Origin of the sequence: Paraburkholderia phytofirmans OLGA172 (genome assembly GCF_001634365.1) — a bacterium.
In the GTDB taxonomy this organism is placed as follows: Bacteria; Pseudomonadota; Gammaproteobacteria; order Burkholderiales; family Burkholderiaceae; genus Paraburkholderia.
In genome coordinates, this window is record NZ_CP014579.1 from 3469031 (window position 1) to 3484037 (window position 15007).

The following is a 15007-nucleotide window of genomic DNA, read 5'->3' on the forward strand; positions in this document are numbered from 1 at the left end:
GTACAATCCGTCGACTGTCACGCAGGGAATGAAAGAGAATGACCGAACAGAATCGCGATCTCGTGCTCGTGACCGGCGCATCCGGCTTCGTGGGCTCGTCGGTGGCGCGCATCGCGCAGCAGAAGGGTTTCAAGGTGCGCGTGCTGGTGCGCGCTACCAGTCCACGCAAAAACGTCGAGGCGCTGGATGCGGAAATCGTCGTCGGCGATATGCGCGACGAAGCGTCGATGCGCAACGCGCTGCGCGGCGTGCGCTATCTGCTGCACGTCGCGGCAGACTATCGCCTGTGGGCGCCAGACCCGAGCGAAATCGAGCGCTCGAATCTCGAAGGCACCGAGGCGACCATGCGCGCGGCGTTGAAGGAAGGGGTCGAGCGCATCGTCTACACGAGCAGCGTGGCCACGCTGAAAGTCACCAGTTCCGGTCAGTCCGCGGACGAGACCTCGCCGCTCAAAGCCGACCAGGCGATCGGCGTGTACAAGCGCAGCAAGGTGCTGGCCGAACGCGCGGTGGAGCGCATGATCGCCGAGGACGGCCTGCCGGCCGTAATCGTCAACCCGTCCACGCCGATCGGTCCGCGCGACGTCAAGCCGACGCCGACCGGTCGCATCATCGTCGAGGCGGCGCTCGGCAAGATTCCCGCGTTCGTCGATACGGGGCTGAACCTCGTGCATGTGGATGACGTGGCCGCCGGCCATTTTCTCGCCCTCGAACGTGGCAAGATCGGCGAACGCTACATTCTCGGCGGCGAAAATCTGCCGCTGCAACAAATGCTGGCGGATATCGCGGCGCTGACCGGCCGCAAAGCGCCGACGCTGAGTTTGCCGCGCTGGCCGCTTTATCCGCTCGCCGCGGGCGCCGAAGCAGTCGCCAAGATCACGAAGCGCGAACCGTTCCTCACCGTCGACGGTTTGAAAATGTCGAAGAACAAAATGTACTTCACGTCGGCGAAAGCGGAACGCGAGCTCGGCTATCGCGCGCGACCTTATCGCGAAGGCTTGAGCGATGCGATCGAATGGTTCAGGCAAGCCGGGTATTTAAAGCCCTGATCAAGTCCTAACCCGGACACGATACTCCGCGCCGGGCCGCGCAAGCCGCATCACCCAGGTCGTGCAGGCCACGCCGGACGCTCCGGCGTGGCCTGCACGCACTTTGTTACAACGTCACTGTGTTTGCGACAGGTAAAAGCCTACGCGCAGCAGTTAAAATCGTGGGTCTTACCAGAGAAACCTCGCATGAATCTTCATGAACAGCTCGGCGCGCTGGAAATGGGCGTCGATCAGCTCATCCAGGCTGTCGTGGCCCCACAGGCCGAAAACATCCCCCAGACACCCGCAGAGGCCGCAGCGCAGGCAGCGCCGGTGGCCAATCACGTCTCATCCGAATCGCAAGCGCAAGACGTTGCGCCTGAAGCAGCGGCGGTCGCGGTAGAGGCAGCGGAGCCGGCACCGGCGCCTGGCGAAGAACCGGCCGCCCAGTTGCAGCCGACGCTCGAAATCAACCGCCCCGCGCAGAACGAGATCACGATGACCATCGGCGGTCAGACGGTCGCGCTGGGTGCTGAGCAGATCGGGCAATTGATCGAGGAATTGTCGAACGCACGTGCCTCGATGAAGCCGGAACCGCCGCCCGGCATCCCGCCGGGCTGGCGCTTCGTCTCGACGAAAAACCCCGTCATGGCCGTGCAGAAACAGTCGAATGGCGACCGTCTGCTGGTGATGCGCCACACCGGCCACGGCTGGGTGCCGTTCACGTTCTCGCCCGACATGGTGATCCAGATGTACATGATGCTCACCAAGGGCTGATATAAAGGTCGATTTAAAAAAGCGGCGCCTGAATGAACTGAACCCCAAAAAGCGTGGACGGGTGTCCAAATTTTTGGGGTTCAGTTTAGAGTGCGCCGCTTTTCTTTTCGTCTGATAAATCTCTGAATGCGCGTCTCAGCGCTCCTGCACCGGCGCCTGCACCCGCGCCTTCCATTGGCCGCCCTTGCCGCGCCAGTAGCGCACCGCCGACGCGAACGTCGCGCCGACATAGAACAAAGCCACCAGCGGCAGAAACGGCGCCCACAGCGGCGAGCGGCGGTAATAGCCGAGCATCGGCGCATAAGCGCAGCACATGAGCGCCCAGGCAAGCCACGCCGGCCAGCCCTGCGGACCGAGCACCAGCGCAGCCACCGGCGGCATCAGGTAGATGATCGTCATGCCCAACAGCGTGCCTGCCAGCAGCAGCGGCGAGTAATGCAACTGGGTAAAGGCCGTGCGCGCGATCATGTTCCAGATCTCACGCCAGCTGTCGTAAGGACGCAGCGACACGCTGCGCGCCGCCACATCCAGACGGATCGGGTGACGCCCCGTGCCGCGATGCTTGATCCGCGCAGCAAGGCTGCAATCGTCGATCAGTTCGGCGCGAATCGACTCGATGCCGCCCGCTTCTTCGAGCGCGCTGCGCCGGACCAGCATGCAGCCGCCCGCAGCTGCGGCCGTGCGGTTGCGCGGGTTGTTGACCCACGAAAACGGGTACAGCTTCGCGAAGAAGAACACGAAGGCCGGGATCAACGCCTTCTCCCAGAACGAATCGCAGCGCAGACGGACCATCAGCGAGACGAGGTCGCGCTTTTCCGCATCCGCACGGGCGACGAGTTGTGCGACGGCGTCGGCGGGATGGCCGATGTCCGCGTCGGTGAGCAGCAGGAAATCGGCCGGCAGGCCGAGCGTGCGCACCGCCTCGATACCTTGCGACTGCGCCCACACCTTGCCGGACCAGCCCGGCGGCAGCGGCTTCGCGCTCAGGACCGTCAGGCGATCGGGGCATTGCAGTTGCAACGCGGCCGCGCGGGCGGCGTCGGCGGTGCCGTCGGTGCTGTGGTCGTCGACGACAATGACGTGGAACTCGCCCGGATAGTCCTGCTCGAGCAGAGTTGTGACTGCTTGCGCGATCACATCGACCTCATTGCGTGCCGGCACGACGGCGGCAACCGCAGGCCAGGTTTCACGCGGTTCGAGCGTGAGCGGCGTGGCGGGACGCGCCCGCCAGAAACCGCCACGCGCGAACAACAACACGCACCAGATCAGCAGGGAAAGACACGAAAGAAGAAACAGAACCACCGCCATTAACCATTACCCTCGAGTGAACCCGCGTGGACGCCGACGCGTCGCGACAGACGCATCACCACAGTGCGTGCCGCGACGACGCACCAGTCAAGCAAGCCGCCGGATGGCGCCGCACAGCTCGATTCGCAGCCGCCCGGGAGTACGCAACGCGAGCGGCAGTTTATACTGCGCAATCGCGCCGGCGAGCTTGCCGAACAGGAGTGGGTGCACCGGCGCCGCGCGCCGCTCTGATCCGACGCCCATCCAGCGAGCCTTGAAACCTTTCTGTAATGCGGTCGCAAACGTGCACCGCAGGACCACGTAGTTTAAGGGTTCCGCCAAACCGGTGCAGCGTGTAATCATTGCCATCCGCGCATTGCCACCCGCGCATTGCCGCCTGCGCCACGGATGCGGTGCCGAACGGCGAGCCCTCGGTGCGGCGGCTGCCCAACACCTTGGCAGGCGTGCAGAGCAAAGCCGGCCTGATAGCGTTAGAATGCGCGTTTGGTTTTGCTGTACCGGCCTCATCGCCGGGGCTCAAGACGTCAACTAAATAGATGGTCGCGGCGATAAAGTCATAATTACCGACTTCTTCGAGACCCGCGTCAGTCGGAGTTCGCCAATTTATGCGAGTCATCCTTGCTCAGCCCCGCGGCTTTTGTGCGGGTGTTGTTCGTGCCATCGAGATTGTCGATCGCGCGTTACAGCAACACGGCGCGCCCGTGTATGTCCGCCACGAGATTGTTCACAATCGCCACGTGGTAGACAATTTGCGCCAGAAAGGCGCGCGCTTTGTCGAAGAACTCGATGAGGTGCCGCATGGCGCCGTCGCGATTTTCAGCGCACATGGTGTCGCGCAGACCGTCGAGCGCGACGCGGAACAGCGCGGCCTCGACGTGCTCGACGCGACCTGCCCGCTCGTGACCAAAGTTCACGTGCAGGGGCGCCAATATGTGGCTGCGGGCCGTACCCTGATCCTGATCGGCCACGCAGGCCATCCGGAAGTGGAAGGCACGATCGGCCAGATTCCCGGCACGGTGCTGCTGGTGCAGAGCGAGGCCGAAGTCGCGCATCTGGACCTGCCGCTCGATACGCCGCTTGCGTACGTCACGCAGACCACGCTTTCGGTCGACGACACGCGCGGCATCATCGACGCCTTGCTGCGCCGCTTCACCGACATCGTCGGTCCGGACACGCGCGACATCTGCTACGCCACGCAAAACCGCCAGGCGGCGGTGCGTGAGCTGAGCAAAGAGGTCGAGGTGCTGCTGGTGGTGGGCGCAACCAACAGTTCGAACTCGAACCGGCTGCGCGAGATCGGCAGCGAAACCGGCGTGGCGAGTTATCTCGTCGCCGATGGCTCGGAAGTGAAGCCGGAGTGGTTTGCGAACGTGCAGACCGTCGGCATCACGGCTGGTGCTTCCGCGCCGGAAGAGATGGTAACGAACGTAATCGATGCGCTGCGCGCATTGGGGCCTGTCGATGTCACGACGATGGCGGGCCGTGAAGAGAAAGTCGAATTCAAGTTGCCATCGAAACTGATGCAACCACTCGCTGCACGCGAAGTTTAAGGAGGACGTCTTGTCTATTCCGCTGCTACAGAAAGTCCGGGTTGGCGCATACATCATGCGTCAGCATCTCTCTGGCAACAAACGCTACCCGCTCGCCTTGATGCTGGAGCCGCTGTTCCGCTGCAATCTTGCCTGTAATGGCTGCGGCAAGATCGATTATCCGGATCCCATCCTGAATCAGCGTCTGTCGCTCGAAGAATGCCTTGGCGCAGTCGACGAATGCGGCGCACCGGTCGTTTCGATTGCAGGCGGCGAGCCGCTCCTGCACAAGGAAATGCCGCAGATCGTGAAGGGCATCATCGCGCGCAAGAAGTTCGTGTACCTGTGCACGAATGCGTTGCTGATGGAAAAGAAGATGGACGACTACGAGCCGAATCCGTACTTCGTCTGGTCGGTTCACCTGGACGGCGATCAACAGGCGCACGATCACTCGGTGTCGCAGGAAGGCGTGTACGACAAGGCTGTCGCCGCCATCAAGGAAGCGAAGCGCCGCGGTTTCCGCGTGAACATCAACTGCACGTTGTTCAACGACGCCGTGCCGGAACGCGTCGCCGCGTTCTTCGACACGCTCGGCCCGATGGGCGTGGACGGTATCACCGTCTCGCCGGGTTACGCGTATGAACGCGCGCCGGATCAGCAGCACTTCCTGAACCGCGACAAGACCAAGCAACTGTTCCGCGAGATTTTCAAGCGCGGCAACAACGGCAAGAACTGGTCGTTCAGCCAGTCGGGCATGTTCCTCGACTTCCTGGCCGGCAATCAGACGTACGAGTGCACGCCTTGGGGCAACCCGGCGCGTACGGTGTTCGGCTGGCAGAAGCCGTGCTACCTGGTCGGCGAAGGCTACGTGAAGACCTTCAAGGAACTGATGGAAACCACGGAGTGGGAAAAGTACGGCACGGGTAACTATGAGAAGTGCGCGGATTGCATGGTGCACTGCGGTTTCGAAGCGACTGCCGTGATGGATACGGTGGCGCACCCGTTGAAGGCGTTGAAGGTCAGCTTGCGCGGCCCGAAGACTTCCGGCGCCTTTACCAAGGATATTGCTTTGGACAAGCAGCGTCCCGCTGAGTACGTGTTCTCGCGGCACGTCGAGATCAAGCTCGAAGAAATTGGGCGCGCTGGAAAGGGTAAGAAGGTGCAGACGGCGGCTTCCGCTTCCGCACACTGAGAACTTCTGGCATTGGGGCGGCTATGTCCGCCCCATGACTGACGCGCATGTTTCGCAAAAAAGCGCGGTGGCCCGATTGCCCAGCCCCTCACTTAGCGTGTTGTTGCCGGGCGTTTGATTTAACGCTGAGCCCCGCCAGTCTTGGATTGGCGGGGCTCTTCTACTTTTAAAAAAATTTCCCGCGCGGAAAACGAGGCCAGGCCTCCTTGGAAGGCCGGGCTGCGCGGGACTGAAGGCTAGGTATTGCTGAGGCCGTTGATACCCGGACGCGGCCTGAGAACCCCCGCCAGAGGTCGTCGCGCACGGATTGCCGTGGACGGATTGAATGCCCGAAAGCGCCGAGAACTGGTCCTTAAGCGGAAATTGCCGCCGAATTTTAGACTTTTGGGCCGAAAAATATAAAAATGCCGAGGATTTGGGTCCTCGGCATTGAATCAGCCCCGTCCGGCAAGGCCCCTAACAACACGCTAAGTGAGGGGCTGGGCCCGATTGCCACCGCGCTTTTTCTTTTTTGGCTGACTTCAGCCTGCGCTGCGTGCGTTATGCGCAGTCAGGAACTTGATCAGGCCGTCAATGCCGCCCTTGGAAATCTGATCGGCAAACTGCGTCTGATACACCTGAATCAGCCAGGCGCCCATCATGTTGATGTCGTAAATCTTCCAGCCGTTGGCGCCCTTGGTCAGCCGGTAGTCGATGGCATCGTCACCGCCGTTGCTGATCACGTGCGACTGCACCACCAGATCCTTGGCGCCGGCCGCCTCATTGACAGGCAAAAACTTGAACTTCACGTCCTGATCCCGCAACTGCGAAAGCGATGATGCATAAGTGCGCACCAGCAGCAGCGTAAACTGGTCATATAACTGCTTTTGCTGCTCAGGGGTTGCAGTGCCCCATGCCTTCCCGACCGCGATCCGCGTGGTGCGCTGAAAATCGGTAGCCGGCACAAATCGCGTTTGAACCAGCTCGGTAATCTTCGCCATATCGCCACCGCGCGCCTGTGGATCGGCCTTCATCGCGGCCACCGTGCCTTCGACGGCACTCTTCACCACCGCATCGGGCGCGCTTTGCGCATAGGCCGCAGTGGACACCACAGCCGCAGCCAGAAAAGCAGACAGATAACGTTTCATACGCTCGCCAAATCCCCAAGAAGTAAGCGCTGGCAGGCTCACGAGCCCACAGCAAATGCAGGATAGACCAGTATACCGATATTGCGTTCCCGCCCCATCCACGCCATCTGGGAGCCGGCCTTTCTACCGAAGTGGAACCGAGTCGCTCTGGCTCTGTATACTTGTGCACTTTCGTCAAAAACACTATCCGTGATAAGGCCACCTCCGCCTACATGCTGAAGTCATCTATTGTCCGCCTCGTCGCCTATTCGGTGCGCCATCCATCACGGATCATCGCCGTGTCGCTCGTGCTCGCCGTTTTGAGCGGCTTCTACGTTGCCTATAACTTCAAGATCAACACGGATATCGGCCGTCTCGTCGAGACCAACAAGCAATGGTCGTCGCTCGAAAATGCCATGGACGCAGCCTTCCCGGATCGCGGTCAAACCGTGCTGGTGGTGGTCGAAGCCCGCGCACCGGAGTTTGCCGATGCCGCCGCCAATGCCCTGACAGCCGCGCTCAAAGCCGATCCGAAGGAGTTTATCGCGGTCTCGCAGCCCGCCGGCGGCCCGTTCTTCGAACACAATGGCCTGTTGTTCCCGTCGACCGACGAGGTCCTCTCGACCACCTCGCAGCTCGTCCAGTCGCGCCCGCTCGTCAATGCCCTTGCGCACGATCCGAGCCTGACCGGCCTCGCCGGCACGCTCACCACGAGCCTCTTGCTGCCGCTGCAGCTCGGTCAGGTGAAGCTGGCCGACATGAGCCATTTGCTGTCGCAAAGCGCAACCACGTTCGACCGCGTGCTGGCCGGCCAACCGGCGGCCTTCTCATGGCGCGCGCTGGTCGATAAGGGCGCCGCCACGGATCCGGCGCGCGCCTTCGTCACGGTGCAGCCGGTCGTGAACTACGACGCGCTGGAACCGGGCGCGAGCGCGTCGAAAGCGATCCGCGCCACCGCCGCCTCGCTGCACCTCGATACGCGCTATGGCGCCACGGTCCGCCTGACCGGCGAACAGCCGCTCGCGGACGAAGAATTCGCGTCGGTCCAGGACGGCGCCGCGCTCAACGGCATCGGCACCTTCATCGTCGTGCTGGTCATTCTGTGGCTGGCACTGCGTTCGAGCCGCATGATCGTCGCCGTGTTCATCACGCTGTTCGTCGGGCTCGCGATCACCGCGGCGCTCGGCCTGCTGCTGGTCGGCGCGCTCAACATGATTTCGGTCGCCTTCATGGTGCTGTTCGTCGGGCTCGGGGTCGATTTCGGCGTGCAGTTCGGTGTCAAATATCGTGAGGAGCGCAATCGCGACAACCGTCTTTCCGCCGCCCTCATGCATACCTCACATAGCATCGGCGTGCCGCTGACGCTCGCTGCCGTGGCGGTCGCGCTGAGCTTCTTCTCGTTCCTGCCGACGGCTTACCGCGGCGTGTCGGAATTGGGCGAGATCGCCGGCGTCGGCATGTTCGTCGCGTACTTCACCAACATGACGCTGCTGCCGGCGCTGCTGAAAGTCTTCAACCCGCCGGTCGAAGCCGTTTCGCCCGGCTTCAAGCAACTGGCCCCCGTCGACGATTTCCTCGATCATCACCGCAGGCCGGTGCTGATCGGAACGCTCATTGTGGTGATCGGCGCTTCGCCGTTGCTCACGCATTTGCACTTCGACTTCAACCCGCTGCATCTGAAGGACCCGCACACGGAATCGATGGCGACGCTGCTGTCGCTGAAGGATTCGCCGGAAGCGGCGGTCAACAATGTAAGTGTGCTGGCGCCCACGCTGGCCGACGCGGACCAGAAGGCCGCACGTCTGCGCACGCTGCCGGACGTGGGCCGCGTGACCACGCTGGACACCTTCATCCCGGACGAGCAGCAGCAAAAGCTGATGCTGATCGCCAGTGCCGCGCAGCAACTCTTGCCCGCACTGCAGCAACAGTCCGCGCCTCAAGCCACGGACGCGGTGCGCGTCGCCGCGTTAAAGCGCGCGTCGAACCAGCTCTCGCTCGCCGCCGACGACCACCCGGGCCCGGGCGCCGCCGAAGCCAGGCATCTGTCCGCGACGCTGCAAAAGCTGGCCGCCGCCGACGCCGCCACGCGCGAGCACGCCGAAACCGCGATGTCCGAGCCGCTGCGCATCGCGCTGCAGCAACTGGCGGATCTGCTGCAGCCAACCGAGATTACTCGCGACAACCTGCCCAAGGAGATCACCACAAGCTGGGTCTCGAAGGACGGCCGCGCGCTCGTCGACATCGCGCCGAAGGTAAAACCCGGCACCGATCCAAACGACGACGCAATGCTCGCCCGCTTCGTCCACTCGGTGAAGAAAGCGGAGCCGGACGCGATCGGCGGCCCGATTTCGATCCTGAATTCCGCGGATACGATCATCAAGGCGTTCCTGCAGGCGGCCGGCTACGCGTTGCTGTCGATTGCCGTGCTGTTGTGGATTGCGCTGCGGCGGCTCAGCGACATGCTGCGCACCCTGGTTCCGCTACTGGTGTCGGCACTGGTAACGTTGGAGTTGTGCGTGGTGTTCGGCATGCCGCTGAACTTCGCGAACATCATTGCGCTGCCCCTGATGCTGGGCGTCGGCGTAGCATTCAAGATTTATTTTGTCATGGCGTGGCGCAACGGGCAGACTGGCCTTTTGCAGTCGAGCCTCACGCATGCTGTGTTGTTCAGCGCAGCGACCACGGCAACGGCGTTCGGCAGCCTCTGGCTGTCGCACCATCCGGGTACGTCGAGTATGGGACGCTTGCTGGCGCTCTCGTTGTTTTGTACGCTGATCGGCGCTGTGGTGTTCCAACCTGTACTGATGGGCAAGCCGCGCCCACGTCGCGCGAAGCACAAAGGAATATAAGTATGAAGATGCGAACCACCGTGCTGGCGCTGACCGCAACCGGTCTGATCTCCGGTTGCGCGACCGGCCCCGACCGCAAACCGGGCGACCCGTTCGAACCGGCCAATCGCGTGATTTTCAATTTCAACGACGGCGTGGACCGCTTCATTGCCGTTCCGGTCGCCAAGGGTTACCAGAAGGTGACACCGCAGCCGTTGCGCACGGCGGTGAGCAACTTCTTCTCGAATCTGGGCGACCTGACCAACGTCGCCAACAACCTGTTGCAGCTGAAGTTCACGGACGCGACTGAAGACTTTGTGCGTTTCGCGTTCAACTCGACCTTTGGGCTCGGCGGCCTGCTCGACTGGGCGACGCCGGCTGGCTTGCCGAAGCACCACCAGGACTTCGGTTTGACGCTGGGCCACTGGGGCGTCCCGTCGGGCCCCTACGTTGTCTTGCCGCTGTTTGGTCCGAGCACGGTGCGTGACAGCATGGGTCTGATCGTGGACGTGAAGTTCAACCCGCTGAACTACATTGAGCCGGCAGTACGCAATCCGCTGTACGTGCTGCAGTTCGTGAGCGTGCGCTCCGACCTGCTGGGCGCATCCAACCTGCTGCAGCAGGCCGCGCTGGACAAGTATTCGTTCGTTCGCGACGCCTACACACAGCAGCGTAAAGCGCGCCTGCGCGGCACGGGCGAAAACGCCGCGCCGCCCCCGAACTACGAGGACCAGGACGACTCCGGCGCCGCCGCACCCGCCAAGGGTGCTTCGGGCGCGGCGGCGGGCGTACCGAATTACACGGACCCGGGCGACGCAGCGGACGCCCCGAACGCGGCATCGGGAGGCGCCACAGGCGCCCCGGCGGGTGCGCCGAACTATTCCGATCCAGGCGAGATGCCGAGCGCCCCAGCGGCGGCGCCTGCAGCGGCGTCGGGCGTAATGACCCCGGCGCCGCTCCAGCAAACCGCGCCGACGGACAAGAAAAAACCGCAGGAAGCAGTCCCGGCGACACAATAAGGGATTTGAGTCAGACGCCCCGGCACGCGCAAAGCGTGCCGGGCAGCGCCGAAGAGCGGGCCAGGAAAAGTGCCGCCACGCACAGGGGCAAAATGCTAATAGACCACAAACAAAACAAGAAAAGGCCAACGCCTTAGGCAAACAGCCAACACCCGCCGTCAGCCACCCCCCAACCGCAAAACCCCCGCCTCCCCCATCGCACGCCGCGCCTGCACCAGCGAGGTCCGCGCCGCTCTCGCATCGACGGCGACCTGAATCAGCGCCCCGAGCTGCGACGGCTGCCGCAGCAGCTCCCGCAAAATCGGCCCTAGCGCCGTGGTGCCATCATCCCGCAAGCCAGCAGTCGCAGCGGAAGGCAACGTGCGCCAAGCCGGATCAACAACCGCGCGGCACACCGCAAACGGCAACCCATGCGCAGCGGCCGTCGCACCGGCAATATGCGATTCCATATCGACGGCCAAAGCCCCCGTCGAACGATGCAGCACACGCTTGTCGTCAGCGGAAACCAAAGGCGCGGTCACAGCAGCCATCAGCCCACGCCGCAGACGCGCCGCCAGCGGCCCCGCCGACAACGCCGCGGCGAGCCTGTCAGCCCATGCCCGATCGGTCTCGAGCCGCCCAAACCCAAACGGCCCCTCGACGGCCTCCGCAACGATCAGCGCGCCCGGCTCCAGGTCCGGCGCCAACCCGCCCGCCGTCCCGAAACTGACGATTCCCGAACAGCCACGCGCGACCGCCTCGCTCAACGCCCGCTCCAGCAGATCGGCGCGCGCGGCATAGACCACCTCAACCCCCTTGCCGCGCGCGATACGCGCTTCGAACGCCATACCCGTCACCACGATCACCGGCAAGACGCTGCGGCCGGCGTCGACTGCCGGCGTTGTCGAAAGCGCCATCCGTTATATCCCGACCGCGACGCGCGTCAGCCCGTTGCGTTTCAGATGACGGAAGCGAGCCAACGCCCACAACGGGAAGAACTTGCGATAACCGTGATAACGCAGGTAGAACACGCGCGGGAAACCGGTCGCCGTGAAGCGCGTTTCGTCCCACAGACCGTGCTCGCGCTGTTCGCGCTGCAAATACTCGACGCCGCGCGCCACCGCCTCGCGATTCACCTCGCCCGCCGCCATCAGGCCCATCAGCGCCCACGCGGTTTGCGAAGCCGTGCTCGGCGCGCGCTCGTAGCCGCGATAGTCGAGCTTATAGCTCTCACCGCCCTCGCCCCAGCCACCGTCTTCGTTCTGGATCGACAGGAGCCACTGCGCGGCGCGCTTCATGCGCGGGTCGTCGTGCGGCAGGCCTGCGGCGTTCAGCGAACACAGCGCGGTCCACGTGCCGTAGATGTAGTTCAGGCCCCAGCGGCCGTACCAGCTGCCGTCCGATTCCTGCTCCTTCAGCATGTAGTCGAACGCGCGCTGCGCCGGCTCGCTGCCCTGCGGAAATTCGCCGAGTTGCGCGAGCATCGACAGGCAGCGGCCCGACACGTCCGCGGTCGGCGGATCGAGCAATGCGCCGTGATCGGAGAACGGAATGTTGTTCAGGTAGTACTGCGTGTTTTCCGGTTCGAAGGCACCCCAGCCGCCATCGCTGCTTTGCATGCCGACCACCCATTCGCGCGCCCGCGCAATAGCTTCGCGATCGACATCCGATTGCGTCAGCGCCGCCGAGCGCTGCATCGCCATTACCACCACCGCCGTATCGTCGACGTCCGGATAGTGCGCGTTGTTGTACTGGAACGCCCAGCCGCCAGGACGCACGTCCGGACGGCGCGAGATCCAGTCGCCGCGCACGTCGAGAATCTGCAGCGGACGCAGCCATGCGAGCCCGCGTTCAGCCGCTTGCTCGGCACGCGCTTCGCCAGTCTCGAGCAGCGCGTGCGCCGCAAGCGAGGTGTCCCACACCGGTGAAAGGCAGGGCTGGCAATATGCTTCGTCATCCTTGATGACGAGCAGCTTTTCGATCGACTGACGGGCGATCGCGCGGTTCGGATGATCGGCCGGATAGCCAAGCACGTCGTACATCATCACCGAGTTGGCCATGGCTGGGAAAATTGCGCCGAGGCCGTCTTCGCCGTTCAGCCGTTCGTCGACGAAGCGCACGGCCTCGCGCACCGACCGTTCGCGCGTCGCCTTCGGGAACAGACCGTCGAGCATGCGCAACATCACGTCCACGCCGCGAAAGAAGCGGAACCAGCCGAGGTGCTGATGCGGTGCCCGGTCGCGCATGCCGGTATTGACCGGCGCGCCGCGGAACAGCTCATCGATACGGACACGGCGGGGATTGCGCGCCACCGGCCGCTTAGCATTCAACACCAGCAACGGCACGATCACGGTACGCGCCCAGTACGACACCTTCGACAGATGGAACGGGAACCATTGGGGCAGCAGCATGATTTCCACGGGCATCATCGGCACGGCACGCCACGACACCACGCCGAACAGCGCAAGCAGGATCCGCGTGAACACATTCACAGTTTCCGCACCGCCGTTTGCCAGAATCGCTTCGCGCGCGCGAACCATGTGCTCGGCATCCGGCGAGTCGCCGATCATTTTCAGTGCGAAATACGCCTTCACGCTGGCGCTGATGTCGAGCGCGCCGTCGGTGAAGAGCGGCCAGCCGCCGTCCGCCAGCTGGATGCGGCGCAGATAGCGGGCGATCTTCTGTTCCAGTTCCAGGTTCGGCGTTTCGCCGAGATAGTGGACGAGCAGCACATATTCGGCGGGAATCGTCGCGTCGGCTTCGAGTTCGTAGACCCAGTGGCCGTCCGGCTTCTGTGCGCCGAGGATCGCGTCGGTGGCGCGCGTGATCGCGGCGTCGAGCGACGTTGCGGCGCCTTGCGGCGCAGCGACGGGCGCAGCGTTCGACACCGCGTCTGGCACAGTCGGCGCCGCTTCGGCAAATTCAGGCAGGACGGCGTCCAGCGGCTGGGCTTGAGATAAGTCGTTCATCGGCGTTCCATCGGTTGATTCAGCAGCGTGTCCGCGGCCTTCTGGCCCGAGCGGATCGCCCCTTCAATCGTCGCGGGCAGGCCGGTGGCCGTCCAGTCGCCCGCGAGCATCAGGTTGTTCCAGCGAGTGCGCGTGCCGGGGCGCAGCGTTTCCTGATCCGGCAACGCGGCAAAGCTTGCGCGTCTTTCCATCACGACCTGCCAGGCCGGCATCCGCTCGGCTGGCAAGTTGGCAGCCTGAGCCACTTCGGCCCAAATGGTTTTCGCGAGCGCTTCGTGCGGTGTATCGAGCAGGCGCTCCGCAGCGTTGATCGTGACCGATACGCGGCCTTCGGAGGCGAATAGCCAATCGGCTGTCGCATTGAGCAGCCCCGTGATCGGCGCCATACCGAACGGCGGCTCGACCGCGAAATGCACATTGACGGTCGCTGCGAAGCGATTCGGCGAGCGCAAGCCAGGCACGAGCGTCTGCGCAATCTCCGGCGGCACCGCGAGCACCACGGCCTGGTTGGCATCGATCGCGATGCTTTCGTCCGCGAAATTCAGTGCCGAGACACGACCGGGGCCAGTGTCGGCAAACACCATGTCTTTCAGGCGCGATTCGAGCCGGATCGCCGCGCCGCCATGCTGCAATAGCCGCAGCGCCGGGTCGACAAAGGCGCTGCCCAGACCGTTCTTCGCCACCAGAGGCCGGCACGCCAGACCACCGGCGACCAGCGTCTCCCTGAGCATCGCGCCCGTCAGCTCCGCGGACGCTTCACGCGGCTCGACATTGAGCATCGCGAGAAACAGCGGTCGCAGCAGGCGGTCCCACAGCGGGCCATTGCAGCGCATGGTCTGCACCAGACTGCGCCCGGGCTTGGCGAACAGCAGCGGCGCGAGCGCCAGATAATCGCTCGGGCCGGTGTTCGGCACGCGCGCGTTCGGGTCGAAGATCCACCAGGGCAGACGGCTCGGCGACATGCGCACGGTCCAGCGCGCCCGCGTCGCCAGATCCACGAACGGATACTCGGGCTGGGCCGGACCGGCCAGCTCGTCGGCGGCGCCGATCGCGCGCACATAGTTGAGCGTGGCGACATTGCCCGATAGCACCATGTGATTGCCACTGTCGATCGTCGCGCCCAGCTTGGGGTCGTAATACGAACGGCAACGGCCCCCCGCCTGCGGGGCTGCGTCATGCAGCACGACTTGCGCGCCGCGGCGCTGCAATTGCACCGCCGCGGCCAGGCCGGCGAGGCCGGCGCCGATCACATGGATGAGCTTGGGCATCAGC

At 63.8% G+C, this 15007-nt stretch carries 12 protein-coding genes; 6 read left to right on the forward strand and 6 right to left on the reverse strand.

The genetic code is table 11. The features are described from left to right. Positions 1–38 precede the first annotated feature (38 nt). Together hpnA and AYM40_RS35435 are read left to right on the forward strand one after the other, a co-directional pair. The gene (gene hpnA / locus AYM40_RS35430) at positions 39–1049 is read left to right on the forward strand and encodes a hopanoid-associated sugar epimerase (RefSeq protein ID WP_063500557.1); all 1011 of its coding nucleotides are present in this window, start codon (positions 39–41) and stop codon (positions 1047–1049) included. Positions 1050–1235: 186 nt separating this feature from the next. After that, positions 1236–1805, forward strand: a complete 570-nt coding sequence (locus AYM40_RS35435; protein WP_063500558.1) for a hypothetical protein — start codon at positions 1236–1238, stop codon at positions 1803–1805. A gap of 135 nt (positions 1806–1940) precedes the next feature. Here AYM40_RS35435 and AYM40_RS35440 read toward each other — a convergent pair whose 3' ends face one another. Next, on the reverse strand, positions 1941–3113 hold the full coding sequence (locus AYM40_RS35440) for a glycosyltransferase (protein ID WP_063500559.1): 1173 nt from the start codon (positions 3111–3113) through the stop codon (positions 1941–1943). 87 nt (positions 3114–3200) lie between these two features. Continuing rightward, positions 3201–3461: a hypothetical protein gene (locus tag AYM40_RS43090; protein WP_063500560.1), complete on the reverse strand. Its 261-nt coding sequence runs from the start codon at positions 3459–3461 to the stop codon at positions 3201–3203. A 257-nt stretch (positions 3462–3718) separates the two neighbouring features. Here AYM40_RS43090 and ispH point away from each other — a divergent pair, with 257 nt between their 5' ends. Next, a complete protein-coding gene (gene ispH, locus AYM40_RS35450; protein ID WP_063500561.1) occupies positions 3719–4663 on the forward strand; it encodes a 4-hydroxy-3-methylbut-2-enyl diphosphate reductase in 945 nt (314 codons plus the stop codon). Between the two features lie 10 nt (positions 4664–4673). Next, positions 4674–5834, forward strand: a complete 1161-nt coding sequence (hpnH, locus tag AYM40_RS35455; RefSeq protein WP_063500562.1) for an adenosyl-hopene transferase HpnH — start codon at positions 4674–4676, stop codon at positions 5832–5834. A 521-nt stretch (positions 5835–6355) separates the two neighbouring features. Here hpnH and AYM40_RS35460 read toward each other — a convergent pair. Then, positions 6356–6961 carry an MlaC/ttg2D family ABC transporter substrate-binding protein gene (locus tag AYM40_RS35460; RefSeq protein WP_063500563.1) on the reverse strand — a complete coding sequence of 202 codons (606 nt, stop codon included), beginning with the start codon at positions 6959–6961 and terminating at the stop codon, positions 6356–6358. Between the two features lie 212 nt (positions 6962–7173). On the opposite strand from AYM40_RS35460, the gene AYM40_RS35465 reads away from it, so the two are divergent. Then, the gene (locus tag AYM40_RS35465; RefSeq protein ID WP_063500564.1) at positions 7174–9789 is read left to right on the forward strand and encodes an MMPL family transporter; all 2616 of its coding nucleotides are present in this window, start codon (positions 7174–7176) and stop codon (positions 9787–9789) included. Positions 9790–9791: 2 nt separating this feature from the next. Continuing rightward, positions 9792–10787 carry a VacJ family lipoprotein gene (locus tag AYM40_RS35470; RefSeq protein ID WP_082855480.1) on the forward strand — a complete coding sequence of 332 codons (996 nt, stop codon included), beginning with the start codon at positions 9792–9794 and terminating at the stop codon, positions 10785–10787. 158 nt (positions 10788–10945) lie between these two features. Here the strand turns inward: AYM40_RS35470 and AYM40_RS35475 are convergent, their stop codons facing one another. The 3 genes from AYM40_RS35475 to hpnE are packed head-to-tail and all read right to left on the reverse strand — an operon-like array spanning position 10946 to position 15003. Continuing rightward, positions 10946–11683, reverse strand: a complete 738-nt coding sequence (locus tag AYM40_RS35475; protein WP_063500565.1) for a phosphorylase — start codon at positions 11681–11683, stop codon at positions 10946–10948. Between the two features lie 3 nt (positions 11684–11686). Further along, positions 11687–13735 (reverse strand): squalene--hopene cyclase, encoded by a 2049-nt coding sequence (gene shc, locus AYM40_RS35480; protein WP_063500566.1) that lies wholly within the window; start codon positions 13733–13735, stop codon positions 11687–11689. Further along, on the reverse strand, positions 13732–15003 hold the full coding sequence (hpnE, locus tag AYM40_RS35485; protein ID WP_063500567.1) for a hydroxysqualene dehydroxylase HpnE: 1272 nt from the start codon (positions 15001–15003) through the stop codon (positions 13732–13734). Before hpnE ends, shc begins: the two co-directional genes overlap by 4 nt. Positions 15004–15007: the final 4 nt, after the last annotated feature.

Coding starts and splice junctions, on each gene's coding strand:
- hpnA (WP_063500557.1), top strand. CDS start 39: ATGACCGAACAGAATCGCGATCTCGTGCTCGTGACCGGCGCATCCGGC.
- AYM40_RS35435 (WP_063500558.1), top strand. CDS start 1,236: ATGAATCTTCATGAACAGCTCGGCGCGCTGGAAATGGGCGTCGATCAG.
- AYM40_RS35440 (WP_063500559.1), bottom strand. CDS start 3,113: ATGGCGGTGGTTCTGTTTCTTCTTTCGTGTCTTTCCCTGCTGATCTGG.
- AYM40_RS43090 (WP_063500560.1), bottom strand. CDS start 3,461: ATGGCAATGATTACACGCTGCACCGGTTTGGCGGAACCCTTAAACTAC.
- ispH (WP_063500561.1), top strand. CDS start 3,719: ATGCGAGTCATCCTTGCTCAGCCCCGCGGCTTTTGTGCGGGTGTTGTT.
- AYM40_RS35460 (WP_063500563.1), bottom strand. CDS start 6,961: ATGAAACGTTATCTGTCTGCTTTTCTGGCTGCGGCTGTGGTGTCCACT.
- AYM40_RS35465 (WP_063500564.1), top strand. CDS start 7,174: ATGCTGAAGTCATCTATTGTCCGCCTCGTCGCCTATTCGGTGCGCCAT.
- AYM40_RS35470 (WP_082855480.1), top strand. CDS start 9,792: ATGAAGATGCGAACCACCGTGCTGGCGCTGACCGCAACCGGTCTGATC.
- AYM40_RS35475 (WP_063500565.1), bottom strand. CDS start 11,683: ATGGCGCTTTCGACAACGCCGGCAGTCGACGCCGGCCGCAGCGTCTTG.
- shc (WP_063500566.1), bottom strand. CDS start 13,735: ATGAACGACTTATCTCAAGCCCAGCCGCTGGACGCCGTCCTGCCTGAA.
- hpnE (WP_063500567.1), bottom strand. CDS start 15,003: ATGCCCAAGCTCATCCATGTGATCGGCGCCGGCCTCGCCGGCCTGGCC.